Origin of the sequence: Mycobacterium sp. E2497, from assembly GCF_001668695.1 — a bacterium.
In the GTDB taxonomy this organism is placed as follows: domain Bacteria; phylum Actinomycetota; class Actinomycetes; order Mycobacteriales; family Mycobacteriaceae; genus Mycobacterium.
Genome location: NZ_LZKD01000113.1, coordinates 58848 through 84529 on the forward strand (window position 1 = coordinate 58848; position 25682 = coordinate 84529).

25 protein-coding genes are annotated in these 25682 nt (G+C 66.3%); 7 read left to right on the forward strand and 18 right to left on the reverse strand.

The window, feature by feature from the left end:
- Positions 1-11: 11 nt before the first annotated feature.
- Genes A5713_RS08815 through A5713_RS08840 form a run of 6 tightly spaced genes read right to left on the reverse strand, consistent with a single transcriptional unit; the run spans position 12 to position 7126 of the window.
- The gene (locus A5713_RS08815; protein ID WP_067928434.1) at positions 12-998 is read right to left on the reverse strand and encodes an acyl-CoA dehydrogenase; all 987 of its coding nucleotides are present in this window, start codon (positions 996-998) and stop codon (positions 12-14) included.
- A gap of 47 nt (positions 999-1045) precedes the next feature.
- The gene (locus tag A5713_RS08820) at positions 1046-2182 is read right to left on the reverse strand and encodes an acyl-CoA dehydrogenase family protein (protein ID WP_067928437.1); all 1137 of its coding nucleotides are present in this window, start codon (positions 2180-2182) and stop codon (positions 1046-1048) included.
- Complete coding sequence (locus A5713_RS08825) at positions 2182-2958, reverse strand: crotonase/enoyl-CoA hydratase family protein (protein WP_067928386.1); 777 nt, start codon at positions 2956-2958, stop codon at positions 2182-2184. Before A5713_RS08825 ends, A5713_RS08820 begins: the two co-directional genes overlap by 1 nt.
- On the reverse strand, positions 2955-4373 hold the full coding sequence (locus A5713_RS08830; RefSeq protein ID WP_067928389.1) for an aldehyde dehydrogenase family protein: 1419 nt from the start codon (positions 4371-4373) through the stop codon (positions 2955-2957). The genes A5713_RS08825 and A5713_RS08830 overlap by 4 nt, the downstream gene beginning before the upstream one ends.
- A gap of 23 nt (positions 4374-4396) precedes the next feature.
- Positions 4397-5503: a zinc-binding dehydrogenase gene (locus A5713_RS08835; RefSeq protein WP_067928392.1), complete on the reverse strand. Its 1107-nt coding sequence runs from the start codon at positions 5501-5503 to the stop codon at positions 4397-4399.
- Between the two features lie 12 nt (positions 5504-5515).
- On the reverse strand, positions 5516-7126 hold the full coding sequence (locus A5713_RS08840; protein WP_068094663.1) for an acyl-CoA synthetase: 1611 nt from the start codon (positions 7124-7126) through the stop codon (positions 5516-5518).
- A gap of 101 nt (positions 7127-7227) precedes the next feature.
- Between A5713_RS08840 and A5713_RS08845 the strand changes: the two genes are divergently transcribed.
- Positions 7228-9156 carry an NAD(P)/FAD-dependent oxidoreductase gene (locus tag A5713_RS08845; RefSeq protein WP_067928438.1) on the forward strand — a complete coding sequence of 643 codons (1929 nt, stop codon included), beginning with the start codon at positions 7228-7230 and terminating at the stop codon, positions 9154-9156.
- The gene (locus tag A5713_RS08850; protein WP_068094665.1) at positions 9153-10040 is read left to right on the forward strand and encodes an SDR family NAD(P)-dependent oxidoreductase; all 888 of its coding nucleotides are present in this window, start codon (positions 9153-9155) and stop codon (positions 10038-10040) included. Before A5713_RS08845 ends, A5713_RS08850 begins: the two co-directional genes overlap by 4 nt.
- A 6-nt stretch (positions 10041-10046) precedes the next feature.
- Here A5713_RS08850 and A5713_RS08855 read toward each other — a convergent pair whose 3' ends face one another.
- A complete protein-coding gene (locus A5713_RS08855) occupies positions 10047-10685 on the reverse strand; it encodes a Dabb family protein (RefSeq protein ID WP_067928402.1) in 639 nt (212 codons plus the stop codon).
- Entirely contained in the window at positions 10678-11025 is a 348-nt protein-coding gene (locus tag A5713_RS08860) for a hypothetical protein (protein ID WP_067928405.1), read from the reverse strand. The genes A5713_RS08855 and A5713_RS08860 overlap by 8 nt, the downstream gene beginning before the upstream one ends.
- Before the next feature lie 101 nt (positions 11026-11126).
- On the opposite strand from A5713_RS08860, the gene A5713_RS08865 reads away from it, so the two are divergent.
- The gene (locus tag A5713_RS08865; protein ID WP_067928408.1) at positions 11127-12350 is read left to right on the forward strand and encodes an NADH:flavin oxidoreductase; all 1224 of its coding nucleotides are present in this window, start codon (positions 11127-11129) and stop codon (positions 12348-12350) included.
- Here A5713_RS08865 and A5713_RS08870 read toward each other — a convergent pair whose 3' ends face one another.
- The 5 genes from A5713_RS08870 to A5713_RS08890 form a co-directional block, all read right to left on the reverse strand.
- Complete coding sequence (locus A5713_RS08870) at positions 12351-13271, reverse strand: alpha/beta hydrolase (RefSeq protein ID WP_068094669.1); 921 nt, start codon at positions 13269-13271, stop codon at positions 12351-12353.
- Positions 13268-14101, reverse strand: a complete 834-nt coding sequence (locus A5713_RS08875; protein ID WP_067928412.1) for an IclR family transcriptional regulator — start codon at positions 14099-14101, stop codon at positions 13268-13270. Before A5713_RS08875 ends, A5713_RS08870 begins: the two co-directional genes overlap by 4 nt.
- Positions 14102-14254: 153 nt before the next feature.
- Positions 14255-15721, reverse strand: coding sequence for an FAD-dependent oxidoreductase (locus A5713_RS08880; RefSeq protein ID WP_068094672.1), 1467 nt, complete (start codon positions 15719-15721; stop codon positions 14255-14257).
- On the reverse strand, positions 15718-16626 hold the full coding sequence (bphC, locus tag A5713_RS08885) for a biphenyl-2,3-diol 1,2-dioxygenase (RefSeq protein ID WP_068094674.1): 909 nt from the start codon (positions 16624-16626) through the stop codon (positions 15718-15720). Before bphC ends, A5713_RS08880 begins: the two co-directional genes overlap by 4 nt.
- Before the next feature lie 33 nt (positions 16627-16659).
- Positions 16660-17841: an acyl-CoA dehydrogenase family protein gene (locus tag A5713_RS08890; protein WP_067928419.1), complete on the reverse strand. Its 1182-nt coding sequence runs from the start codon at positions 17839-17841 to the stop codon at positions 16660-16662.
- A gap of 223 nt (positions 17842-18064) precedes the next feature.
- On the opposite strand from A5713_RS08890, the gene A5713_RS08895 reads away from it, so the two are divergent.
- The gene (locus A5713_RS08895; protein WP_231980296.1) at positions 18065-18634 is read left to right on the forward strand and encodes a thioesterase family protein; all 570 of its coding nucleotides are present in this window, start codon (positions 18065-18067) and stop codon (positions 18632-18634) included.
- Positions 18635-18663: 29 nt separating this feature from the next.
- Here the strand turns inward: A5713_RS08895 and A5713_RS08900 are convergent, their stop codons facing one another.
- The 3 genes from A5713_RS08900 to A5713_RS08910 are packed head-to-tail and all read right to left on the reverse strand — an operon-like array spanning position 18664 to position 21962.
- Entirely contained in the window at positions 18664-19524 is an 861-nt protein-coding gene (locus A5713_RS08900) for an SDR family oxidoreductase (protein WP_068094678.1), read from the reverse strand.
- A 12-nt stretch (positions 19525-19536) separates the two neighbouring features.
- The gene (locus A5713_RS08905; protein ID WP_082972853.1) at positions 19537-20337 is read right to left on the reverse strand and encodes a mycofactocin-coupled SDR family oxidoreductase; all 801 of its coding nucleotides are present in this window, start codon (positions 20335-20337) and stop codon (positions 19537-19539) included.
- Entirely contained in the window at positions 20337-21962 is a 1626-nt protein-coding gene (locus A5713_RS08910; protein ID WP_067928427.1) for an NAD(P)/FAD-dependent oxidoreductase, read from the reverse strand. Before A5713_RS08910 ends, A5713_RS08905 begins: the two co-directional genes overlap by 1 nt.
- Before the next feature lie 132 nt (positions 21963-22094).
- Between A5713_RS08910 and A5713_RS08915 the strand changes: the two genes are divergently transcribed.
- From A5713_RS08915 to A5713_RS08925, 3 genes are read left to right on the forward strand one after another with little or no spacing between them, the layout of a single operon-like run.
- Complete coding sequence (locus tag A5713_RS08915) at positions 22095-22412, forward strand: 2Fe-2S iron-sulfur cluster binding domain-containing protein (RefSeq protein WP_082972854.1); 318 nt, start codon at positions 22095-22097, stop codon at positions 22410-22412.
- Positions 22413-22472: 60 nt separating this feature from the next.
- The gene (locus tag A5713_RS08920) at positions 22473-23306 is read left to right on the forward strand and encodes a mycofactocin-coupled SDR family oxidoreductase (RefSeq protein ID WP_067928430.1); all 834 of its coding nucleotides are present in this window, start codon (positions 22473-22475) and stop codon (positions 23304-23306) included.
- Between the two features lie 12 nt (positions 23307-23318).
- Positions 23319-23642 (forward strand): hypothetical protein, encoded by a 324-nt coding sequence (locus A5713_RS08925; RefSeq protein ID WP_068094681.1) that lies wholly within the window; start codon positions 23319-23321, stop codon positions 23640-23642.
- A 21-nt stretch (positions 23643-23663) separates the two neighbouring features.
- Here A5713_RS08925 and A5713_RS08930 read toward each other — a convergent pair whose 3' ends face one another.
- Both A5713_RS08930 and dmpG read right to left on the reverse strand, forming a co-directional pair.
- Positions 23664-24554 carry an alpha/beta fold hydrolase gene (locus A5713_RS08930; protein ID WP_068094683.1) on the reverse strand — a complete coding sequence of 297 codons (891 nt, stop codon included), beginning with the start codon at positions 24552-24554 and terminating at the stop codon, positions 23664-23666.
- Positions 24555-24719: 165 nt separating this feature from the next.
- A partial coding sequence (gene dmpG / locus A5713_RS08935; RefSeq protein WP_068094685.1) for a 4-hydroxy-2-oxovalerate aldolase occupies positions 24720-25682 on the reverse strand: 963 nt, incomplete at its 5' end.

The window sequence follows — 25682 nt, forward strand, 5'->3', positions numbered from 1 at the left end:
ACCGTCGTTGCTCAGCCGCTGATCAGGCTCCATAACCCGGCGGCTCCCGCCCCAAGCGCGGCCGACGTGACCTCTTCGTCCCAATACTGCACGGAGCCGAACTCTCCGCGCCACACCAGGGCAGGCCGGGTGAACTCGTGTAGCCGGTGCTCGCGCGTGGTGCCGATCGCGCCGTGAACCTGGTGAGCGTTACGCACCACCACGGAGGCGGCGTGGCCCACACACGAACGTGCCACTGCGACAAGGAAGGCGAGGTTGGACGCCGACCACGCGCTGATGACCGCCGCCGTCAGCGCCGCCTCGGTGGCCGACCGCGCCAGGGCGGCTTGCGCGGCGATGTCGGCGATCATGCTCTGCACGGCCTGAAAGCGCGAAAGGGGCCGACCGAACTGGACGCGTGAGCTCGCGTGCTCGATCGAAAGCTCGAGAATCTGGTCCAGCGCGGCACACACTTGCACCGCGCGCACCAAGGCCGATTTCAGCCGCAGCTGGTCGACCACACTCGCCTCGAGGGGAACACCGCACAAGCCGGCGGGGTCGGCGACGACGATGTCCCGCGGCTCGCCAATCATATTGGCGCCGGGCGTGATATCCAGCGACTCAACATTGACATCGGCGGCCTGATACTCGCCGCCCCGCTGCCAGATGACCACGATCTGTTGGGCGCGAGACGCCCAGGGCACCCCCCTCGCGGCGCCCTGGGCATCGAGCAGGCACACGGTCCGCACCGCATCGTCGCACGGTGATCCGATAGCCTCCAGCAGCCAGCACGCCAATAAATCGTGCTCGGCCAATGGGATTCGCGCGCCGTGCTGAACAGCGACGGTGAGCAGCTCGGCCGCTTCATGCCAGCCGGCGCCGCTGCCACCCGAGTGTTCGGGGCCAGTCAGGCGCACCAGCCCGAGCTCGTCAAGCTGGTGCCATAGCTGGGCGTCACGATCCCCAGTGGCGGCGGATGACTGCGCTGTGCGGTACGCGCCGAACACCGCGCGCATCATGTCGATCAGGGCCGGGTCCACCGGGGTCGCGTCGATCGGTGAGGTTGTCAACGGATCCCCAATCCGCGGGCAATCACGCCCCGCAACACCTCGTTGGTTCCCCCACGCAGGGTAAAGCCGGGGCGCTGGTCCACCGCGGCGGTTATCAGCTCCGAGGATGCCGCATCGACGCCGCCATGCCGCTCAGCGAGGTCGGCGACGTCACCCTCGACGGTGGTACCCAGCACCTTGACCACCGCCGCGGCCACGTCAGCGGAGTCGCGGCGCTCCAGGGCGCCGGCGACTGCGGTCGACATCTGGTGCAGGCCGGCGACGCGGGCCACCAGACGCCCGAGGCTCTCGTCTCGCGAGATGCATCGGGTCGCCATGTTGGCGGTGGTCGCTGTGAGCAGAACGAAAGTGGAAAGGAAGCGTTCGGGTCCGCTGCGCTCAAAACTCAACTCAGACGTCACCTGCGCCCAGCCGGCGCCGATGTCACCGAACACCATGGCATCGGGCACGAACGCCTGGTCGAGGATCACCTCGTTGAAGTGGTGTGCTCCGTTCATCGAAATGATCGGACGGACCTGCACCCCCGAACCGCGCAGGTCGACGATGAACTGGCTGAGCCCAGCATGGCGCTGATCTGGATCCGCCGGCGCAGTGCGGGCAAGCACGATGAACGCGTGGGCGCGGTGTGCGCCCGACGTCCAAACCTTCGTGCCCGATAGCGACCAACCGCCCTGCACACGCACGGCGCGGGTACGCACACTGGCCAGATCAGAACCGGAATCGGGCTCGCTCATACCGATGGCGAAGAAGCAGTCGCCGCGCACGATCCGCGGCAAGAATTGCGACTTCTGCAGTTCGGTGCCGTATTTCAGCAGCGAAGGCACGATCTGACGGTCGGCGATCCAGTGCGCGGCGACCGGTGCGCCGGCGGCCAGCAGCTCCTCGGTAACCGCGAACCGTTCCAGAAATGAGCGCCCATGTCCGCCGTACGCGACGGGCACCGTCATACCGATCCAGCCACGCGCCGCCAGGGCGGCAGTGAAAGTCTCGTCCCACCCCGTGAGCCAGGCGTCAACCGACGGGGTGAAGGCGCCCGCGGCGCGTTGGTCGGCGAGAAACTGGCGGACCTCCGCGCGTAGCGCCTGGGTCGATGGGTCGACGGCGGCCGGTGGCACCATCCGGGGCAGCGCCATCAGGTCGTCTTCCACTTGGCGATACGCCGTTCATGTTCGGGGTCGCGGTGTGCCAGCGGCTGCATGGCCGCGGCCATCCCCAGCGTGGTTTCCAGCGACGCCGTCTGCGATTCCCGCAGCAGCCGTTTGGCCATCCGCAGCGCGTGCGCAGGGTTGGCAGCGATGCGCTCGGCCAACGCGTGCGCGTGGGAGAGCAGGTCGTCGTGTGGCACCACCCGGCTGACCATGCCCCACTGCAGGGCGGTCGCAGCATCGATGCGGTCACCGGTGAAGGTCATCTCGGCGGCGCGCTCGTAGCCCACCGCCCGCGGCAGAAACCAGGTGCCCCCGTCGCCCGGGATCAGGCCGAGCTGTACGAAGCTCTCGGCGAAGGACGCCCGCTCAGAAGCCACTCGGATGTCGCACATCATCGCCAGATCGCAACCGGCGCCGATGGCCGGCCCATTGACCGCTGCGATCAGCGGAACCTCGAGTCGGGCCAGTGCCCGCGGAATCCGTTGGATGCCGTCGATGTAGGCGTACCGTTGGGCCCGAGCGTCCAAGCCGAACATGCCGTCTCGGTCGGCCATCTCTTTGACGTTGCCGCCGGCGGAGAAGATTTTGCCGCGCCCGGTGAGGATCACCGCCCGAATATCGGTGTCGGCGTTGGCATTATCGACTGCGGCATCGAACGCGGAGATGAACGCTTTGTCGGTGATCGCGTTGCCGAGGTGCGGCAGGTCGATCGTCCATACCTGCGTGGGTCCGCTGGTCGCGATATCGAGAGGCCCGCTCATGCCGGCAGCTGCAGGGACTTGGTCTGCAAGTACTCTTCGAATCCGGCGCGGCCGAGTTCACGTCCGATGCCGGATTTCTTGTAGCCGCCGAACGGTGCCACCGGGTTGTACTTGCCGCCGTTGATGTCGAGCTGGCCGGTCTGCACGCCGCGCGCGAAGGCGATGGCCCGGTCGGTGTCGGCCGCCCACACCGCGCCCGAGAGGCCGTATGGGGTGCCGTTGGCGATGCGCAGGGCGTCGGTCTCGTCGGTAAATGGGATGACCGCCAGGACGGGACCGAAGACCTCTTCTTGGCCGAGTTCGGAATCCGGGTCGACGTCGGCGAACACCGTGGGTGCGACGTAGTAGCCGACCGCGCGGATCGGCTCGGCGCCCCCGGTGAGCAGGCGCGCACCGTCGCGTTGGGCGCGTTCGATGAAACCCCGCACGGTTTCGAACTGGCCCGCCGAAGCCGAGGGTCCGATTCGGGTCGCCGGGTCGAGCGGATCGCCCACGGTGTATTTCGACACGGCGGCCTCGATCAGTTCCAGGGCCTCGCCGTAGCGGGGCTGGGGCACGAGCATTCGTGTCCACGCCATGCAGGTCTGGCCGCCGTTGAGGAAGGCGTTGCCGACTCCGACCTTGACCGCGGTCTCCAGGTCGGCGCCGTCGAGGATGACGTTGGCTGACTTGCCGCCAAGTTCAAGTGCGACCTTCTTCACCGAGCGCCCGGCCAACTCCCCGACGCGGGCTCCGACGCCCGTGGAACCGGTGAACGAGACGAAGTCGATTTCGGGATGGGCGGCGATGCGCTCGCCGATCAGCGCTCCGCGCCCCGAAACCAGGTTCACCACACCGGCGGGCAGACCGGCCTCCTCGAGGGCCTCGACGAACTCGAACACCGACAGCGGTGCTTCATTGCTGGGTTTGAGAACGACCGTGCAACCGGCCGCGATCGCCGGGACCACCTTGGCGACCACCTGATACAGCGGATAGTTCCACGGGGTGATTGCGCCGACCACGCCATAGGGTTCGCGCAGGATCAGCGAGTTCCCCACTCGTTCTTCGAATTCGAAACCATCAAGGACGGCAGCGAAGCCGCGGGCCACCGCCAGCGGGACCTGCGTCTGCACGGTCTGCGCGATGCGCACCGGCGCACCCATTTCCCGGGTGATCGTCTCGGCGATGTCCGGCAGACGCTTTTCCAGGGCGGCGATCACCGCCGCGACGCGCTGGCGGCGCTCGGCGACACTGATCAGCGGGTCAAAGGCGCGCCGTGCTGCGGAAACCGCCGCATCGACGTCGGCTTCGGTGCCTGCCGGAACCGTGCCGATGACCTGTTCTGTCGAGGGGTCGATCACCTCGATGAGGTCCCTGCCGGCCGGCGTGATCCACTCGCCGCCGATGAACAATGTCTTCCTGGCGTAGTCATGCATTGGTTGTGGTCTGCTTTCTGTCGTTAGGGCACGATGCTCGCGCGAACGTCGCGCTTGCTCTCGGCCGCGGCGAAGGCGTCGTTGATGTGGTCGAGTGGGTAACAGGCCGCGGCCAGTCGGTGCAACGGCAGCCTGGCCTGATGCTGTTCGAGAAACGTCAGCGCCCGCGACAACACGATGGGGTCGTACAACGAGACGCCGACCATCATCTTGTTGCCGAAGACAAAACGGGACGGGTCGAATTCGAGGGTCTTGCCAATGTTGATGTTTCCGATCTCCACGTAGCGGCCGAACTGGCCGAGCATCTTGAGGCCTTCGTCGATGGCCGAGGGGTGGCCGACCACCTCGACCACGACATCGGCGCCCTGGCCGTCAGTCAGTTGTCGCACGAGCTTGGTCCGGTCTTTGACCGTCGCAACGTCGTTGATGTCGACGACCGTGTCGGCGCCGAAGGCGGTCGCCAGCTCTAGGCGCTCGGCCACACCGTCGATGGCGATCACGTGGGCAGCCCCGCGCGCTTTTGCCACCGCCACTGCATACAGGCCCAGCGCCCCCGCACCCTGCACCACCACCGATTCGCCGAGCTGCAAGTCGACACGCTCCAGACCGTAGATGACCTGTGACAGAGCGCAATTCGCGCCCGCGGCGATGTCATCGGATACCGAATCGGGCACCGTGTAGACCACCGCCCCGGCGGGCAGCAGGAAGTAGTCGGCGTAGCCGCCCACGAAATAGGGTGGCTCGTCGGCGCGGCCGAGCATGGCCATCGTCAGCTTCAGACAGGCGTTGCGCCTGCCCGCCAGGCAGTTTCGGCACGTGTGACACGAGAAGAAGTAGGGAAAGACCACTCGCGTGCCCACCGTCAGCGGCGCGCCATCGGAATCGGTGGTGACCCCAGCGCCGAGCGCTTCGATCGCGCCGACCATTTCATGGCCCAACACGGTGGGTAGTTGACCTCCCAGGCCGCCGGTGGCGAACGTGCCGTGCCAGGCATGGAGGTCAGAGCCGCAGATGTTGGCGCGACTCACTTTGATCAGGATCTGACCAGGCCCCACCTCCGGAAGGCTCACCGTTTCGATGTCGAACGGCTTACGGGGTTCGTCGAATCGCGCGATTCGGCCTTTAAACACAGAGCGGTCCCTTCATTGGCTGGCGAATTCGAGGGTGAAAGCGTCCCGCAGGGCACGTTTGAGAAGTTTGCCGCTGGGGTTTTTCGGCAGTGAATCGACGAAGAAGACCCGTTTGGGCGTCTTGAAGCCCGCGAGGTGCTGGCGGCAGTGCACGAGGACGTCGTCTTCGGTGAGGCTGACGCCGTTTCGGGGTACTACTGCGGCGACCACGGCCTCCACCCAGACCGGATGCGCCAAACCGAATACGGCGGCCTCCTGGATCCCGTTGTGGCGGTAGAGGATTTCTTCGACTTCGCGGCTGGCGACGTTCTCGCCGCCGGTCTTTATCATGTCTTTTTTGCGGTCCACGACGTGCAACAGCCCGTGTTCGTCGTAGTAGCCCAGGTCGCCGGAATGAAACCAGCCGCCGCGGAAGGCCTCCGCCGTTTTAGCAGGGTCGTCCAGATAGCCGACCATCAGATGCGGGCTGCGGTGGGCGATTTCACCCACGATGCCGGGTGCTACGGGGGAGTCGTGGTCATCGAGGATGGTGGTTTCGACGTTGACCACTGGGCGTCCGGCCGCGCCGGCGTGGGTGTCCTGCTCGTCGGGTCCCAGCGCCGAGGCCAGCGGCGCCATCTCGGTTTGACCGTAGAAGTTCCACAGCCTCAGATTCGGCAGCCGTCGCCGTATTTCGTGCAGGACCTCGGCGGGCATCGGTGAGGCGCCGTAGTAGCCCTTGCGCAGGCTGGACAGGTCGACGTCGTCGAAGATCGGGCAACGCAGCAGTGAAATCCATACCGTCGGGGGCGCAAAGTAATTCGTCACGCCGTACCGCGCGATGGTGCGCAGGACCAATTCGGGTTCCGGCCGCGACAGGATAATGCTGGTCGCTCCCAGATAGAGGTCGGTGGCCAAGAAGTTGTCCAACTGCGCGCAGTGATAGAGCGGCAGTGAGTGGATTTCGACGTCGTCCGGCGACATCGCCCCGGCCACGATGGTGCTGACGTACTGCCACATCAGGCTGCGACTGGTGTGCATGACGGCCTTGGGCCGTGATTCGGTGCCACTGGTGTACATCAGCCGCACGAGTTGCTCATCGCCGATGGGCGGGTTCGGTGCGGCTGTGGTCGTCGTGAGCCACTGAGCAAAGTCGTGCCAGCCGGCAGGAGGGATGGCCCCGTCGGTCATCAGCGCAACCTTTGTCGTGACCGTCCCGCCCAGGCGCATCGCCTGTTCGGCTATCGCCGTCAGGGCGGATTCGACGATGAATCCCCGGACCCTGCTGTGCCCGAGGATATAGGCGATCTCCTCGGCCGTGAGCATGAAATTGATGGGCACCAGGACTACCCCCGCGCGCGCGGTTGCGAATGCCAAGACCGCGAACTGCCAGCAGTTGTGGGACAGCAGCGCCACGCGATCGCCGGGGGCAAAGCCGTTGTCGCGCAGCGCGGCTGCGGCTTTGTCCACCAGCTGGTCGAACTCGGCGAACGTCAGCACCACATCACCGTCGATGATCGCGGTTTTCTCCGGCTGCCGGCGGGCTGACCGGCGGGGGATGTCGCCGAGCGACTGACTGCGCGCCCGGGCGACGGCGGCGTCAAGTTCCCGTGTCAGTCGGTCGTCGTGGTGCGCCGGTTGCATGCGACGAACACTAGGTCCCGATGTCGTTTCCGTGATCGTGGCCTCCCGCTGAGTAGACAACAGCGGTGCTCGGGGTGACCGCGGGCCTCAGACTCGATGGCATGACCGCCGCTACCGAATCGACGTCGCCCACCGGACCGGCCGCTCCTGACCCCGACGAGCTGCGCACCAACCTGCGTCAGGCTGACCCGGGTGTGCTGCTGGCGGTGCTGGCGCAGCTTACCGGCGACCTGTCGGTGATCGACACCTACGCGCCCAGGATCTCCTATGTTGCCGACCCGCCCGAGCGGGCCGGCGTCACAGACGCCGACACGGCCGATTCGCTGGTGGAGGCCCTCGTCGAGGCGCTGGGACGGCCACGGTGCGCCGATGCGCCAGCACCTGTGGACCGGGACTTCTTCGCTCGGCTGCTACCTGTAGCGCTGGGTTCGCAGGTCGACGACGAGCAGGTCGACCTGTTGCTCGAACAGGGCGGCTTCCAGCGGTCGCAGCCAACCTTGCCACGCACCGTGCCGATCCCCGAGACGACCACTATCGCCATCATCGGTGCTGGTCTGGCCGGGATCAGCATGGCGTTGGCCGCCGCCGCTGAGGGAGTGGCGTTTGAGATCTTTGACCGCTACGACGAGGTCGGCGGCACCTGGCTGACCACCACCTACCCGGGCATCGGTGTCGATACGCCGTCGGCCTATTACTCGCTGTCGTGGGAGGTGAACCCGGACTGGAGCAGCTACTACCCGCAGGGTGGCGAATATCAGAACTATTTGGTGACGCTGGCCGATAAGCACAAGCTGCGCGACCACATTCGGTTCGGCACCGAGATCGAGGCGTTGTGGTGGGACGACGAACGCAACCAATGGCAACTCCATGCGGTCGACGCCCAGGGCCGTCGCACGGTCAGCTATGCCAGCGTCGTGGTCGCCGCGGCGGGCTACCTCAACCGCCCGCGCTGGCCGGACGTCAAGGGGCGAGACACCTTCGCGGGCACCAGCATTCACTCGGCACTGTGGGATTCTTCACTCGATCTCACCGGCAAGAAGGTGGCCGTGATCGGGGCGGGCTGCACCGCCGTACAGATCGTCGATGCGTGCGTTGACCAGGTCGAGCACCTGACGGTGTTCCAGCGGCAACCACACTGGGTGGCGCCGCGTAAGCGGCTGACCGATGAGGTGCCCGCGTTCCGGCGTTACCTAGGACGGCACCTGCCCTACTACGCGAAGTGGCACCGGCTCAAGTCCTATTGGGGCACCGCGGACAACAACTACCCGATCATCCTGCAAGACCCCGACTGGAACAAAGACCACCTGTCGATCTCGCCGGCCAACGACGTCCTTTTGCAGATGTGCTTGCGCTACATCGAGGACACCTTTGGAAAAGACACCGAGCTGGCCAAGAAGGTCACCCCGGACTTCGCCCCCTACGGCAAGCGGATCATCCGCGACCCGGGCGGCTATTACGCGGCGCTGACCCGCGACCACGTCGACGTGGAGGCCAGCGAACCGGCCGAGGTCAACCCCAAAGGCATTGTCACCCAAGACGGCCGGCAGATCGACCTTGACGTCATCATCTACGCGACCGGCTACTACTTGGACTTCTTATCCACAGTGGACATACGTGGACGCGGCGGCAAGAAGCTGGCTGACGAATGGGGTGACAACCCCCGTGCGTACCGTGGTGGCACAGTGCCCGGCTTTCCCAACCTGTTCATCATGTCGGCGCCCAACTACAGCCCGGGACACGGTGCGGGAGCGAACTTCTCGATGGAGGTGCTCGCGCACTACATCATCGAGTGCTTGCAGTTGATGGCGCTGCGCGGCGCCAGCACGATCGAGGTCACCCAGCAGGCGTACGAGGATTACGTTGCCGCGATCGATGAGGCGATGCTCGGCACGGTATGGTGCCACACACCCAATGCCCACACCTACTACCGGTCCGGCTCGGGCCGGGTAGTGGTGGCCACCCCGTACCGACTGGTCGACGTCTGGCATCAGCACCGAGCGCCGATCGAGCAGGACTTTACGCTGCGGTGAACGAGTTGCTCACTGGCAAGACGGCATTGGTAACGGGAAGCAGCCGCGGCATCGGTCGCGCGGTGGCCCAACGGCTGGCGGCCGAGGGCGCCACCGTCGCGGTGACGGCGCGCGCTCACGCGCCCTCACGCTCGCAGCGCGCCGGGTCCGATCGCACGCTACCCGGCACGATCGAGGAGACCATCGCCCTGATCGAAGATGCCGGCGGGTCGGCCTTCGGGGTGGTCGCAGACCTCGAAGACGCCCAGGCGCGCGAGACCCTGGTCGACCAGGTGCTCGACCGCACGGGCCGCATCGACATCTTGGTCAACAACGCCGGCTTCGCTGACTACTCGGTCATCGAGGACATGCCGCTGCAGACCTTCGACCGCACCGTCGAGCACTATCTGCGCACGCCGTTCGTGTTGACCAAGGCCGCGGTTCCGCACATGCGCAAACTGCGCGGCGGGTGGATCGTGAACATCGGCTCGGTCACCGGTGTGGCACCGGTGCGGCCGTACCGCGATTACAACAAGACCTCCGGCGATGTGATTTACGCGGCGTGCAAGGCCGCACTGCACCGGTTCACCCAGGGGGTGGCCGCCGAGCTGCTCGACGCGAACATCGCGGTGAATTGCGTTGGCCCGTCGACCGCTGTGCGCACCCCCGGCGCATCCTCGCTTATCCCAGAGGGCTTTCCGACCGAGCCGGTGGAGTATCTGGCCGAAACCGTGCTGGCAATGTGTCATCTACCGGCGGCTGAACGCACCGGCCTGGTGGCGTTTAGCTTGCACTACTCGTGGTCACAACGGCTACGGGTGCACAGCCTGGACGGAAAAACCGCACTGCCGCCACTCGAACCGCCGGCGAACGCTAATCCGAACATCCTGCCCGCCGGGATGTGAGATCGACTAGGTGGGCGACGCGGTCAAGACGGGGTGATCGCATCGACAGAAGCTGTGGCACACCCGGTCTCGGATGATGACGTCGGGGCATTCGGGATCAAACCAGCGGTCCACGACCGCCCAGTGGATCGGATGCATCAGGTAGGGCCCCATCAGCGCATCGATGTCGCTGAACTCTTGCTCGAACACGTGGGTCCATCGTGATGCCCCGACCGCATCGTCGACCCGGCTGAGCTGCCATGCCCTGATCGTCGGTATGAAGCGCGGCATCGAGGCCAACTCGTCCTCGAAACGCGCGACGGTGTCGACATCGGTGTCGGGCTGCACGCGCAAAAGCAGGGCCCGGTAGACCGCGCCCGGGCGGCCACCATTGGGCGTTGGAGTACCCCTGTAGGTGACCCCGTTGACATGGGTGATCGCGGGATCGCCCAAAATCGCGGTGAAATCGTCTGCGGCGGTGAACCATTGACTCGGGGAATCGAACCTCAAGTGGACGAGGACGTCACCGCCGTTGCGCGCCCCGGGCAGCGTCGGTTCGACGAGCCGGTGACGGGCGCCGGTCGCCTCAGCGCTCGCGCGCACCAGCGCGAGTATCCGGTCGCGGTGCTCGTCTGCGACGTCGAGGAGGCGGGTGACGTTATACATCGCAGAGCGGATCGACGTCGTCGGCGGCCGCAGCGACCGAGCGGGACCGCTCGGCGATGAGTTCCTCGATCCGGTCCCACCACTGGCCCAGCGTCGGGTCGGGGCGGCCCTTCCAGGTCATCTCCCACCACGCCTGGGCGCTGGGCAGGGCCCAGGTGATGGTGACGGTGTTGGATTGGTCCGTGAACCAGATCGGGGGGCTGACCAGGACATCGCGCAGTGTCATTCCGCGGGAGCGGGCACCGGGCGCGTACTCGGCGAGGTAGGTCTCCACGAACTTCCGTGCGCGGCCCGGCCGCGTCACCACCCTGTCGATCACGAAAATCCGACCGTCGGCCATGGGCGTGACCGTACCGACAGTGTTGCAACCCGGACAGGTTCAGTCCCGGCCATCGGGAGGACCTCATTGCCCCCCATCCGGCTGGGCACCACGGTGGGAGGATGAGCGCTTCCTTCAGCCCCGTGCAGCTCGGTCCGGCCACCTTACGCAACCCGATCATCAAGGCCGCGACCTCCGAAGGCCGATCGCCCCACGGGCTGGTCACCGATGATCTCATCGCGTTTCACCGGGCGTTCGCCGACGGGGGAGTGGGCATGACGACGGTGGCCTACTGCTGTGTCGCGCCCGAGGGCGCCAGCGCCCCGGGTCAGATCGTCATGAGCTCACAAGCGCTGCCCGGCCTGCGCAGACTTACCGATGCCGTACACGGGGCGGGCGCGGCCATCTCGGCCCAGCTGGGCCACGCCGGGGTGGTAGCCCCCAGGGCGCTGACCGGGGTAACCGCCCTGTCGCCGAGCCGCTTCGTCAACCCGACGTCGCTGGCCTACTGCCGGGCGATCACCCGCGACGAGATAGCGACCGTCATCGACCAGTTCGGCGCGGCGACGCAGGTAGCCATCGATGCCGGATTCGACGCCGTTGAACTGCATTTCGGACACCTGTATCTGCCGAGCTCGTTTTTGAGCCCACTCATCAACCGCCGGACGGACGAGTACGGCGGCTCCATCGACAACCGTTCCCGCCTGTCACGGGAGATCGCCGAACGCGTCCGCGAGGTGGCCGCCGGACAGGTAGCGGTCATCGCCAAACTGAATATGGACGACGGACTGCCCGGCGGTATCTGGATCGATGAGGCGTTGCGCACCGCGCAGCTCCTCGACACCGACGGCACACTCGACGCGCTCGAACTGACCCAAGGGTCCTCGGTCTTCAAGCCGATGTACCTGTTCCGGGGCGACGTCCCGGTGCGCGAATTCGCCCGCGTCATGCCGGCCGCACTGCGGCCCGCCATCAGGCTGGCCGGCAAGCGCGTGATGGGCAGCTACCCGTACCGCGACCTCTACATGCTCGAAGCCGCTCGCCAATTCGTGCCGGTGATGCGCAACACCAAACTGATCCTGCTGGGCGGCATCACCCGCCGCGACCACGTCGAGACCGCACGAGAGGAGGGATTTGACTTCGTGGCGATGGGTCGGGCGCTGCTGCGGGAACCCGACCTGGTCAACAAGATGATCGCCGACCCGGCCAGTCGCAGCCGATGCAACCACAACAACAAGTGCATGGTCACCGTTTTCGGTCGCACCCACTGCGTGCTCGATCCCGACCAACGCTACGGGCCACCTACCAAGATCGAGGAGCAGCCCGCCCAGCCTGCAGCACGGTAATCACCCCAGCAGCGCGGCCAACTCGCGGCACGCCTGCCGCCGGGCTTGGTGAGCGATGTCGAGCATCGGCATCGTCATGAACCCATGGATGCCTCCCTCGAAGCCGCACCGCACGGTGACTACCCCTGCGGACTGCAGCGCGTCGGCGTAGGCGATGGCTTCGTCCCGAAGCGGATCATGCCCCGCGGTGACCATCACCGCGGGCGGCAGCCCGTGTAGGTCCGCTCGCAGCGGTGAGGCGTAGGGATGGTCGCGGTCGGCGGGTGTGGGCACATACTGGTCCCAATACCATTGCAGCGCGGCCGTCGGGTTGTAGAAACCGTTGCCGAACAGTCGATATGACTCAGTGTCGAAGCCGGCCGCGAGCATCGGGTAGAGCAGCAATTGCGCGGCAATCGCCGGGCCACCGCGATCGCGCGCCATCAACGCCACGACGGCGGCCAGGTTGCCGCCCGCGCTGTCACCGCCCACCACGACCGCGCGCGAATCTCCGCCGGCGATGTCGGCGGCCCATCGGGTGGCGGCGTACACGTCCTCGGCCGCGGCGGGCCACGGATTTTCTGGAGCCAGCCGGTATCCCACGGAGACCACCACGGCGGGAACGAGGTTGGCCAGACTGCGGCACAGGCCGTCGTGGCTGTCGAGGTCGCAAAACACGAATCCGCCGCCGTGCGCGTATACCAGGATCGGCAGGCCACCGTCGTCGGCATGGCCGCGTGGCCGGTAGATCCGTATCGGGATGTCAGCACCGGCGCCCGAAATGGTGTGATCTCGGACTGCGGCGACCGGCTCGGGCTGGGCGGGCGGTACCAGCCGCTCGCGGATGGCCGCCCTGGCCTGGGCGCCCGTCATGGTGTGCACCGGCGGGAAGCCCGCGTCCAGCCCCTCAATCAGCGCGGCGACCTGGGGGTCGAGGTTCACGCGTACTGCAAGGTGGGCTGCGGCGCCGGCATCGGGCGGTGGGGCAGCAGCGGTCGCGTTGTTTGCAGCGTGGGCGCCACCCGGTGGGCGCCGTCTTCGATGTTGCGCCAGATGTTCACCGCGGTCATGCGGACCGGGGTGGTCAGTCGCTGATCGAACATCATGCGATTCATCGGCGCGCATACCGACACCGCGGCAATCGCCTCACCGGGGTTGCCGATCGGGGCCGCCACGCAGCCAAAGCCCAGCAGCGACTCCTCGCGCTCGAAGGCGACGCCGTGGGCGCGCACCTTGGCTAACTCAGCGGCAAGTTGCGAGCCGGTGCAAATGGAAAACTTGGTCTTGCGGACCTGCAGATCAACGTCGGCCTGCTGGTCGCCATAGGCCAGGATCGCCTTGCCGACCGCGGTACAGTGCGCGGGTTGCCGACCCCCGACCCTGGTGGGGATCGCGTTGATCAGTCGGTCACCGATCTTGTCGAGGTAGACAACGTCCGGCCCGTCCAGCACCGCCAGATGAACGACAAGCCCGGTGGCGCGGTGCAATTCACCCAGCAAGGGCGCGGCCGCGCGCACCAGGCGGTCTTGGTGCACGGCCAGTGAGCCCAACTCCACCAGCCGCATGCCGAGCTCGTAGTCGCGGCCGTTGCGGCGTAGCCAGCGCAGCTGAACCAATCGCTCGAGCATCCGGTGCGCCGACGAACGCGGCAGGCCCGTGCGACGCACGATCTGGGCCAGCGTTAGTCGTCCCGGCCCTTCGAAGGCGTCCAGCACCAAGGAGACGCGGTCGATGACGGCGGTGGGAGTTGCTGGTTCCAGGGGCGCTGACATCGGTCCTCCAAAGCTCCATTGCATCTGGCTGCGATATCTCTATTAGAGATACCCCAGTTTGTACCATAGGCTTGTGCTCGCTGTCACATGGCATGCGAAAAGCGCCACCGGCCACAGCTGTGGCGGCCGGGGTGTAGCGATCAGTGCAGTCGGCTAGCCCTTGGCGGCGGATCGGCCGGCGCGGCGGCCGTAGAAGCTGCCGTCGCCGAGGGAGATGCCGCTGGCGTAGCCCCAGGCGGCGAGTCCGGCTGTGCAGCGGCCGGCGGCGAAGAGGCCGGGTATGGGTTCGCCGTTGACGTGGAGTACCTCGGCGTCCAGCGTGGTGGCCAGGCCGCCGAGGGTGAAACCGCCGGTGTTCTCCCGCAGGTCGATGGCGCCGACCGGGGAACCGATGGGCTTGCACCACTCCGGCTTCTTGTGCAGCAGCGGGTCCTCACCGCGGGCGGCGCCCGCGTTGTAGGCGGCGACGGTGGCCTGCAGGTAGCCGGGTGCCAGGCCGATGTCGCGTTCGAGGTCGGCGATGGTGTCGGCCACCCAGGTCGCCTCTCGCAGCATGAATTTGGGTGACCAGGACGCTTTGGCTTCTTGTTGGGCGTCGTCGTCGATGATCAGGTAGGCGGTGTTGTCCTGCTGGTAGAGGGTGAGTTGGCCGATGCGGCCCGGGTAGGTGTCCTCGGGGACGTAGCGCTGGCCGCGGCCGTTGACCAGGATGCCGCGCACCAGTTGTTGGGGGTCGATGAAGATGGCGACCTCGGTGGCGTCCATGTGCGCCAGATCGGCGCCCAACGCCTGGGCCATCCGGATGGCCTGGCCGTCGTGCTGTTCGATGGAGGCGGCCGGGCGGCCCGCGATGCGCGGGGCGTAGCGGGCGATCATGGTGTCGTTGTAGGCGAAGCTGCCGGTCGCGAGCACCACGCCCCTGCGGGCCCGGACCGCAGTGTCGGTGCCGTACTGGCGCGCCCGGATCCCGACCACGCGGCCGTCGGCTTCGACGATGAGGCGTTGCACCCGCACGTCGTAGCGCGCGCGGGCGCCGGCGGCGGTGGCGGTCTCGACGAGCGGCTTCATCAGCATGTAGCCCGCGCTGGCCTCGCCCTGCTTCTTGTTCTGCATTTGTGGGACGTGCCCGCGGGGGGCGGGGGAGGCGATGGTGTTGAAGGGGTAGGCGTTTTCCCCGCCGCTGTACATCAGGCCCTGGTCGCCCATCGGTTCCCAGCCGGGTTCGGCGAAGAATTCGGCCTTGAACGGCACGCCGCAGCCGACCAGCCATTCGTAGTGGGCGACGCTGCCGGCGCAGTAGTCGGCGATGCGGTTCTCGTCGGCGCCGGGGCCCATCGCGACGTTGAGGAATGCCGCCATGTTGTCCACGGAATCGGTGAAGCCGCAGGCCTTTTGCAGGGGGGTGCCGCCGCCGAGGTAGATGAACCCGCCGGCCATCGCCGCCGCCCCGCCCCAGGACCCGGTGCGTTCCAACACCAGCACGTCGGCGCCGGAGCGTGCCGCCTCTACCGCCGCGGCGGCGCCGGCCACCCCGTAGCCGGCGATGACCACGTCGGCCTCGTCATCCCAGGAGGTGATCGAGGAGGCCGGGATCGGCGTGATATCGGTGTCCGGCGTCATAGCCGCATGGCCGCGGGCATGTCGCCGACCCACTGGTGGCCCCAGTAGCTGTCGGCGGTGATTTCCTCTGCGGTGTAATACGTTTCGTCGACGCGCATGCCGTCGGTGCCGAACTCGATGTCCCAGTCGCCGGGCGCGCGGACGTAGAACGACACCATCTTGTCGTTCGTGTGCCGGCCCAGGGTGGAGGACAGCTGGAAGCCTTCGGCGTTCACGCGGTCCAAGGCCTGGCCGACGGCGTCGAGGCTGTCGACCTCGACCATGATGTGCACCAGGCGCGGGTCGCGCTGATGCGCGGCCGGCACGATCGCCAGGCTGTGGTGGCGTTCGTTGATGCCCAGGAACCGAACCCGCACCGGGCCGAACTCTTTCGGTAACGGCACCCGGAACGCCCCGCGGGACCGGAAACCCAGCACCTCGGTGTAGAAGTCGAACAGCCCGTTGGGATCGGTGGCGGGTATGACGACGTGGCCCAGGCCCTGGTCACCGGTCACGAACCGCGCGCCGAACGGGGTGACGACCGGGCTGTGGTCGAGCACCGCCCCATGGAACACCTCGAGCGTGGTGCCGGCCGGGTCCTCGAAGGTGATCACCTCTTCCACGCGGCGGGCCTCGGCCTCGTCGGTGGACAGCTGCTTGAACGCGGTTCCCGCGGCGTCCAGGGTGGCCTTGACCCGCTGCAGCGCCGGGCTGTCACGCACCTCCCAGCCGACCGTGAGCACCCGGTCGGTCTCGCCGGGCACCACGATCAGCCGGGCGGCGCGCTCGTCCATCCGCAGGTACAGCGCCGACGGGTCGGGGCCCTTCCCCTCGGCGAAACCCAATACCCCGAAGGCGAATTGCCGCCAGCGGTCGACGTCGTTCGTCGAAATCGTGATGTAGCCCAGGCTCTTCAAGTCGGTCAACGTGATGCGCCTCCTCTGGCTGTCTCGGCCCTGTTAAATCATCGCCCGGAGTGGACCCTGCGGGTCGACGCCCAGCGAACTCAGCGCCGACGCGTGATAGATGGTGCCGGGGACATGGATCGCGTGCATCTGCCCCACATGGACGTCGCGCCAATACCGTTGCAGCGGCTTGTCCATCCGCGATGCGTTGCCGCCCGAGCGGGCGAAGATCTCGTCGACCGCCGCCACCGCGCGCCACACCGCGCGCACCTGGGTGCGCCGCCCCGCCGCGCGGTCGGCGAACGACACCTCCTTGCCCGCGGCCACCATGTCGTAGATGCGGTCGGCGTTGGCCAGCAGCTCCTGGCGGGCAGCGTTGATGTCGGCGGCCGCCTCGCCGACCGCGAACATCACGTACGGGTCGTCCTTGATCGCGGTTCCGGTCGCGCCGACCCGCTCACGCTGATAGTCCAGGTGCGCGGCCAGCGCCCCCTCGGCGATGCCGATGGTCGCCGCGGAGATCCCCAGCGGGAACATCGTCGACCACGGCATCAGATACAGCGGCTCGGTCATGCCGGCCTCACGCTGCGCGGTCCCGTCCATCACCTTCGTCGCATCCATCGTCCGGTAAGACGGGACGAACGCATCGGAGACGATCACGTCCTTCGACCCGGTCCCGCGCAGCCCCACCACGTTCCACGAGTCCTCGACAATCTCGTAATCCTGGCGCGGCAGGATCATGTGCAGCATCTGCGGCGGCATCAACGGCTTTCCCTCGCCGTCACCCAACATCGCGCCCAGAATGATCCAGTCGCAGTGGTCGGTGCCCGAACTGAACTGCCAGCGGCCGTTGAACAGATAGCCACCGTCGACCGGCCTGGCCACCCCCTGCGGGGCGTACGGCGAGGCCATCCACGTGTCGACGTCGTCGGCCCATACCTCGGCGGCGACCCTCGGGTCCGCGTAGGCCAACTGGTAGGGGTGCACACCCACCACACCGACGATCCAGCCCGCCGCCGGATCCAGCGCCGCCGTCGCCATCACGGTCTCGGCGAACTCGCGCGGGTGGACCTCAAGGCCGCCGTGGCTCTTGGGCTGCAGCAGCCGGATCAACCCGGCCGACTTCATCAGCTTGACCGTGTCATCGGTGAGCCGGCCGATCCGCTCGGCCTCGACGGCCTGCTCGCGCAACTGGTCGGCCATCGCCACGACCCGGTCGATTACCCGCTCGCTCATATCGTTGTCCTTTACGTCTGGGGGCGTAGTAATGATCTATCGACGTCTGCACCGCATCGGACGCCGTTCCCGGTGAGCGGACGCCGACATCAGAACGTGAGGTGCCTTACGCGCCTAACCGAGGTTGCGAGCGGTCCGACACCACCGGACAGTCTTCTGGCATCGTCCGGTAGCCGGGAGGCGCGGCAACTAGAACCTGTCGATAGGCCTAGCCTCAGTGTCTATGGACAAGGCGCAGCGACCAGCCTCTGGATGCAGCCGCGGCCAGCAGGCACCGATGCCGGAAAAACAAATCCTGCCGTTGGCCGCCCAGATAGCCCAATTGCCCTGTGCCATCACACGGAATGTGTCCCGTGACTTGATCGATGGGAACGGGCACATGAACGTGTTGCACTATCTGGATTTCGGATCGGCGGCCGCAGATGCGGTGGTGCGTGAAATCGGGATCGACGACGCCTACCGGGCTGATCGACAGCTCGGCCTCTTCACCGTCGAGCACCACCTGCGCTACTACAGCGAGCTGATCGAAGATGACACGGCCGATCTCTACGCCCGCGTCCTCGACCGCTCACCCAAGGTGGTGCACATGATCTCATTCGCCGTGGATCGGCACCGGAAACGTTTATCGGCAACACTCGAGATGGTCCTTGTCCACGTCGATCTGACCCGCCGACTGCCCGTGGCGATGCCGGTCGACATCGCCGCTGCTTTCGACAAGCATGTCAGGTACTCGTCGACCCTGGAGTGGTCCGCGCCCGTCTGCGGCGCGATGGGCGTGCGACGCCAACCATGAAACGGCCAGCGGCCCGGTGATTACCGCGGTCAAACGGATTGCCGGCGTCCAAACCTCAGTAACCGCCACATATACCGCGGCAGTCGCGGAGTGGGGACGCGGGCCGGCCAGTGGTCGGCGCGGAAGTAGGCATCAGACCCGCCGTCGACGAAAAGCACACTGCCGCAGAGAAAGGCGGCGGCATCCGACAACATGAACACCATCCAGTCCGCGAGGTGCGTGGGGTCACCGAACCTACCGACCGGGACCGGGAACGCGCGGATGGCCTTGGCTTCACGCGGTGTGGCCAGCTGTCGGTCGAGCAGCGGGGTCATCACCGCGCCCGGGGCGATCGCATTGAGCCGGATACCGGCACCCGCCCACGCCGACGTGACCGCGGTGCGCCGCACCCAACGCGCCACCGCGATCTTCGATGCCCCGTAGGCCATAGAGGGGGCGGCCGATCGGAACACTCGTAGTGCACGCTGGGCCTTCTCGAGATCGCGGCCTAGTAACGCCCGCACGGCACGCCGGGGCACCAACGGCATTGTCGTCGTCGAATTGCTGCTCACTACAACAACCTTGGCGCTGCCAGCCGCCGCCAACGCCGGGTGCCATGCCTCTAGAAGCTCGACCACACCAAAGAAGTTCACCGCCAGGATCCGGCTGGCACTACCGGCACCCGGGGTGGGGCCTACACCAGCGGCCAGCACTGCACCGTCGAGCCGACCCTCGCTGGCAGCGGACACGGCAGCGGCGGCCGCTCTGCGTCCGTCGGGAGTGGACAGATCGGCGAGGACGTCGGCGTCTTTGATGTCGACGCCGATCACGCGGTGACCCGCGCCCCGCAGTTTGCGGACGACGGCTTGGCCCATGCCCGATGCCGATCCGGTGACGGCGTAGACACCCATCTGCGTTGCCCGTTAGGCCTTGGCCATGAGGCCCGCGTCAACGACGAGCTCGGTGCCGGTGATGTAGCGGGCATGCTCGGAGGCCAGGAACACCACGGCATTGGCCACGTCGCCGGGTTCCACCCACGGCACCGGGAGCAGGTGGCGAGCTGTGAGCACCTCGGCGGCGTCGGCCGCCGTCGGGCTAGCCAGGTCAGGACGAAGACGTTTAAACGTCGCCTCATTGAGCATTGTCGAGGTCCCGACGGCTCCCGGATGAACAGTATTGACACGAATGCCGCGGGGGCCGAGCTCGTTGGCGAGCGTGCGCGCCAGCCCAACCACGGCATGCTTGCTCGCGGTGTAAGGAGCGGTGTTGGCCGTACCGCGAAGAGCGTTGGTAGAGCCGATGATCACGATCGACCCGCCGTCCTTGCCAAGGTGCGCGACGGCGGCTTTGACGGTATGCCAGACGCCGGTCACGTTGACGTCGAGGGCTTGTTGCCAACTCTGGGCAGTGATCTCCCACGTCGGAGCGTGGGTGGTATGGATTCCGGCGTTGGCGACGATGATGTCAAGGCATCCCAGGTCGTCGACGGCGGCATCCACCGCGCCGGTCAGTCCGCCAAGGTCGCTGACATCGGCCAGACCGGTCACCGCGCGTCGGCCGCGCTGCGCCACCGCGGCGGCGGTCTGTTCGAGGTCTTCTGCTGCCGCCGGCACGTCCACCGCGATGACGTCGGCGCCTTCGTCGGCGAGTCGCTCGCAGACGGCGCGTCCGGTGCCGCGCCCAGCGCCGGTCACCAGCGCCACACGACCAGGCAGGCTCGACATCATGGCGCCTTGGTCAGCGAAAACCCCTTGTACCCAGCCTCGGCGACTTCGTTGCAGATGTCGAGGTAGGTCCCAAACCCGCCGAGAAACAGCATGAACACCCGCGGCTTGCCGGGCACGTTGGCGCCCATGTACCAGGAGTTGGCCTTGGTGAACAGGGTGGCCTCGGCTCGGCGCGCGCATTCGGCGACCCAGTTGTCCACCGCATCGGCAGTCGCCTCGATCGCCGTGTAGCCGTGATCGTCGAGATATCTGATCGAGTCGGCGATCCAATTCACATTCGCCTCGGCGTGCAGCACCATGTTGGCCAGCACCGCCGGCGCCCCGGGGCCGCACACGACGAACATGTTGGGAAAGCCGTCAATGCTCAGACCCAGATAGCTTCGCGGCCCATTGCTCCAGTCATCGCGCAGCCGTTTGCCGCCGCGGCCGACGATGTCGATTTTGGCCAATGCCCCCGTCATCGCGTCGAATCCGGTAGCCAACACGATCATGTCGAGGTCGTAATGGGCGTTGCTGGTGTTGATGCCGGTCGCATCGACAGATTCGATCGGCGTGTTTCGTACACTGACCAGCGTCACGTTGGGACGGTTGAACGTCTGAAAGTAATTGCTGTCGGTGCAGATTCGCTTGGTCCCGATCGGGTGATCCGTGGGGATCAGCAGTTCGGCCAGCGCAGGGTCATCAATGATGGCCCGCACCTTCTCCTCGTAGAACTTGCGGGCCTCCTCGTTGGCGTCCGGGTCGATCATCTGATCGGAGAAGGTCTTGGAGAACAGCACCCCGCCGAGATCCCAGCGCTCTTCGAACGCCGCTCTTCGCTCTTCGGGGCTGGCTTGCATCGTCAGTTTCGGATGGGCGATGTGTGGTGAGCCGCCGCCGCTGCGCCAAGATAAGCGCCTGCGTTCGGCGTAATTGGCCTTGACTCGGGCCCGGTCTTCGTCGGTGAGAGGCCGATTGCCCGCGGGGACACTGTAATTCGGGGTGCGCTGAAAGACGTAGAGTTGCGAGGCTTGTTCGGCGATGATCGGAATCGACTGAATGCCCGAAGATCCCGTCCCGATGACCGCGACCCGCTTACCCGTGAAGTCGACCGTCTCGTGTGGCCATGCCGCGGTGTGGTAGATCTCACCGGCGAAACTGTCCAGGCCGGCAAAAGGTGGGGTCATCGCCGCGGACAATGGGCCCGTCGCCATCACACAAAACCGCGCGCTCACCCGTTGCCCGGTATCCGTGGTCACCGTCCACCGCAGCCGCTGCTCGTCGAGAACGGCCGACGTGACACGGGTGTCGAAGGCAATGTCGCGACGCAGATCCAACCTGTCGGCCACCCAGTTGATGTAGCGCAGGATCTCCTCTTGGGTGGCGTACTTTTCCGACCAGTCCCACTCCTGTTGCAGGTCATCGGAGAACGAATAGCAGTAGTCGACGCTCTCGACGTCGCAGCGGGCGCCGGGATACCGGTTGAAATACCACGTGCCACCCACGTCGGGACCGGCCTCGAACACCTTGACCCTCAGCCCGTCGGCGCGCAGCTTGTACAGGGCGTAAAGCCCGGCAAAGCCGGCACCCACGACCACCACGTCGATGCCCTGGTCCAACCCGTCATTCGTGCTACTGGTCACGAACAGCGACGGTAGAGCCGCAGTGCCCGGAATCGCAGGAGATGTCCCGGTCACTGGACGCCGGGATAGCGACCTCCCGTCCATCGGAATCCGACCACGACATCGCGCACCGATCTGGCAAGGATCAGCCGCATGGCAGATGTCGAAGAACAAGGCGCCGCGATGTGCACCGACGTCGAGGTGGCCACCGTAGACGTCGAGTTGGACGGTGCTCTACATCGACTGCAATGGCGACGCGACCAGACCCTGGTCGACATGTTGCTTGACGCCGGGATCGATGTGCCGCACTCGTGCCGAGAAGGACATTGCGGCTCCTGCGTGGCGACCCTGATTTCTGGCGAGGTCGATATGGCCGGTGGAGATGTGCTGGGGCCCGAGGACCGCGCCGATGGCTTGATCCTCGGCTGTCAAGCCCGGCCGGTGACCGACAACATCCACATCGAGTTCTAGCCGCATGAACGGCGCTGCGGAACTCGAACCCGGGCGTGCCGACATGACGCGGGTTGCGACGTGAGCGGCAGGGTCACCGGGAAGGTGGCTCTGATCACGGGCGCGGCGCGGGGAATCGGGCGTGCGCAGGCGGTGCGGTTAGCCCAGGAGGGAGCCGATATCGTAGCCCTTGACGTGTGCGCCCCGGTCGACACGGTGGTGGTCCCGCACAGCACACTCGACGACCTCGAGCACACCGCCGCCCAAGTGCGCGACACTGGCGCCAAAATACATACCGAGATCGTCGACGTGCGCGACCTCGACGGCGTCCAGGCGGCCACCGATCGCGGTGTGCGACGGCTGGGAAGATTGGACGTGGTGTGTGCGACCGCTGGGATCACCTCACGTGCACTGGCGCTCGACCTCACCGAAACGGCCTGGCGCACCATGTTGGATATCAACCTCACCGGCGTGTGGCACACGTGTCGGGCCGCGGCGCCGCACCTGATTGCGCAAGGTGGAGGCGCGATCGTCCTGACCAATTCGATCGCAGGACTTCGCGGATTGGTGGGCGTCGCCCATTACACCGCGGCTAAGCACGGCGTGGTCGGCCTAATGCAAAGCCTGGCCAAAGAACTTGCACCGCACAACGTCCGAGTCAATTGCGTCCATCCGACCAATGTCGACACTCCGCTGATCCAAAACGACGCAGTGCGCGGCGCGTTTCGTCCCGACCTCGAACGGACGCCGACGCGTGCCGAGTTCGCCGAAGCGGCCCTTCGCATGAACATGCTCGCGGTGCCGTGGGTACAACCGGTGGATGTCGCCAACGCCGCTTTGTTTCTCGCTTCCGACGAGGCGCGCTATATCACCGCGGTCACACTCCCCGTCGACGCCGGTGCGACTCAACGATAGGGAGGGTGCGACATGAAAGACTGTCCGCTGGCTTTCTTTTCCCTTGTCGCGTTGGACAATCCGGAGCTGCTAAATCTGCCGGGAGTGGCCGGGGCGTGGACCTTCTCGCTGGACCGTCATCAGGATGACGGTCTCGGTCTGCGGCGAGTTGGCGCCACTGCTGCCCGGGGAGCATTGCGTGTTCGCGTGCTCTACCTTGACGGTGAATCGATCGCTACCGCGAGGCGCGTGCGTGACTGCGTCGCGGCAGCCGAAACCCGGCTGCCGGCCTCAACATTGGGGCAGACCGTGATCAGTACGCCGCTGTGTACGATCATCCCTTGGCAGGACTGGTGACGTGGCGTTCCCGTCGCCGCTTCATGAATGCTGCCGTGAGAGGAACGCCAGCACGGTGCTTTCGAAGGCTTGCTTCGCTTCGATCATCGCCCAGTGCCCGGACTTGGGAAATACGTGAAGTTCGGCGTCTTGGATGGTGCGCATCGGGATCAGCGCCATGTCGGGTGGGCTCACACGGTCGTCGCGACCCCATGTAAGCAGCGTGGGGACGGTCAACTTGTGCAGGACTGCCCACGGCATCGGCTTTTCGGAGGCGGCCATCGCGGCGTTCATCGCGGCAAACGCCGCTTTGCCGTACATGCGGCGCGCCGCGGCCAGGGTGTCCGGATCGGTCGCCAATTGCCAGCGTTCCTCGACCAGTTCGTCAGTTATCAGGGACTGGTCGTACACCATCGATTTGAGCCAGTCGACCAGCCGCTGCCGAGTCGGGTCTTCGACGAACTCCTGCAACAGCCGGATGCCCTCACTCGGGCTGGGGCTGAAGATGTTGATGCCAATTCCGCCGATCGTGACCAGCCGGTCGACACGATCGGGGTTGTGGATAGCGAAGTTAATGCCCACACCCCCGCCCATCGAGTTGCCGACGATGTGCGCCTTTTCGACGCCAAGCGCATCCAGGAACGGCGATACGGTGCCGAATGCCATGAGCATTGGGTGGCCGCCGAAGTCATCGCTGACGCCGAAACCGGGAAATTCCAGGATGATGCACCGGAAGTGCTCGGCGAAGGTGGGCAGTATGCCGCGGAAGTTGCGCCATCCGGTGACTCCGGGACCCGAGCCATGCAGGAAGAGCAGCGGCGCCACCGACGTGGCTTTCGGACCTGTGTCGTAATAGCGCAAAACCCCTTCCGGTAGGCGGATTTCGCGTACGTCCTGCTCGCCTAGGAAGACCCGTTCGGAAGTGTCTGTCACGGTGTCAGCGTGCCACGGCGTTGCGGGTGGCACGCCGCGTTGTTCCGCTGACCGGGTGGTGTTATGACTGGCGCTCGGATAGTACCGTCACGGCGGACCGCGGGTCATACGACGCGGTCGGCGACACCTGTTGCTGCACAGCCAACTTGCTGTCCACCAGGTGTGTTACACCGTGTGCTGCTCGCGTTTGATTTCGAGTGCGATGTCGATGAGTTGGTCTTCTTGGCCGCCGATGAGTTTGCGTTGGCCGGCGCGGTGTAGGAGTTGGTGGGCGGGTACGCCGTAGCGTTCGGATTGGCGGATGGCGTGTTTGAGGAAGCTGGAGTAGACCCCGGAGTAGCCCATGATCAGGGCGTTGCGGTCCAGGAGGCATTCGGCGGGCATGGCCGGGGCGACGACTTCTTCGGCGGCATCAGCGATGTCGAAGAAGTCGATGCCGGTTTTGACGCCGATCTTGTCGAACACCCCGATCAGCGCCTCGACGGGGGCGTTGCCCGCCCCGGCGCCGAAGCGACGGCAGGAGCCGTCGATCTGCTTGGCGCCCGCGCGGACGGCCTCCACCGAGTTGGCCACCCCGAGGCCGAGGTTTTCGTGGCCGTGGAAGCCCACCTGGGCGTCGTCGCCGAGCTCGGCGACCAGCGCGGCCACCCGGTCGCGCACCCCTTCGAGGACCAGCGCGCCGGCCGAGTCGACCACGTAGACGCATTGGCAGCCGGCATCGGCCATGATCCGGGCCTGCTGCGCGAGTTTCTCCGGGGAGATGGTGTGGGACATCATCAAGAACCCGACGGTTTCCAGGCCCAGTTCGCGGGCCAGCCCGAAATGCTGGATGGACACGTCGGCCTCGGTGCAGTGCGTGGCGATCCGGCAGATCGACCCGCCGTTGTTCTGGGCCTCCTTGATGTCCTCCTTGGTGCCCACCCCGGGCAGCATCAAAAAGGCGATCTTGGCCTCTTTGGCCGTCTCGGCCGCGAGCTTGATCAGCTCCTGTTCCGGGGTCTTGGAAAACCCGTAGTTGAAGCTCGAGCCGCCCAGCCCGTCGCCGTGAGTCACCTCGATGACCGGCACCCCGGCGGCGTCCAGCGCCGCCACGATCGCCCCCACCTCGTCTTTGGTGAACTGGTGGCG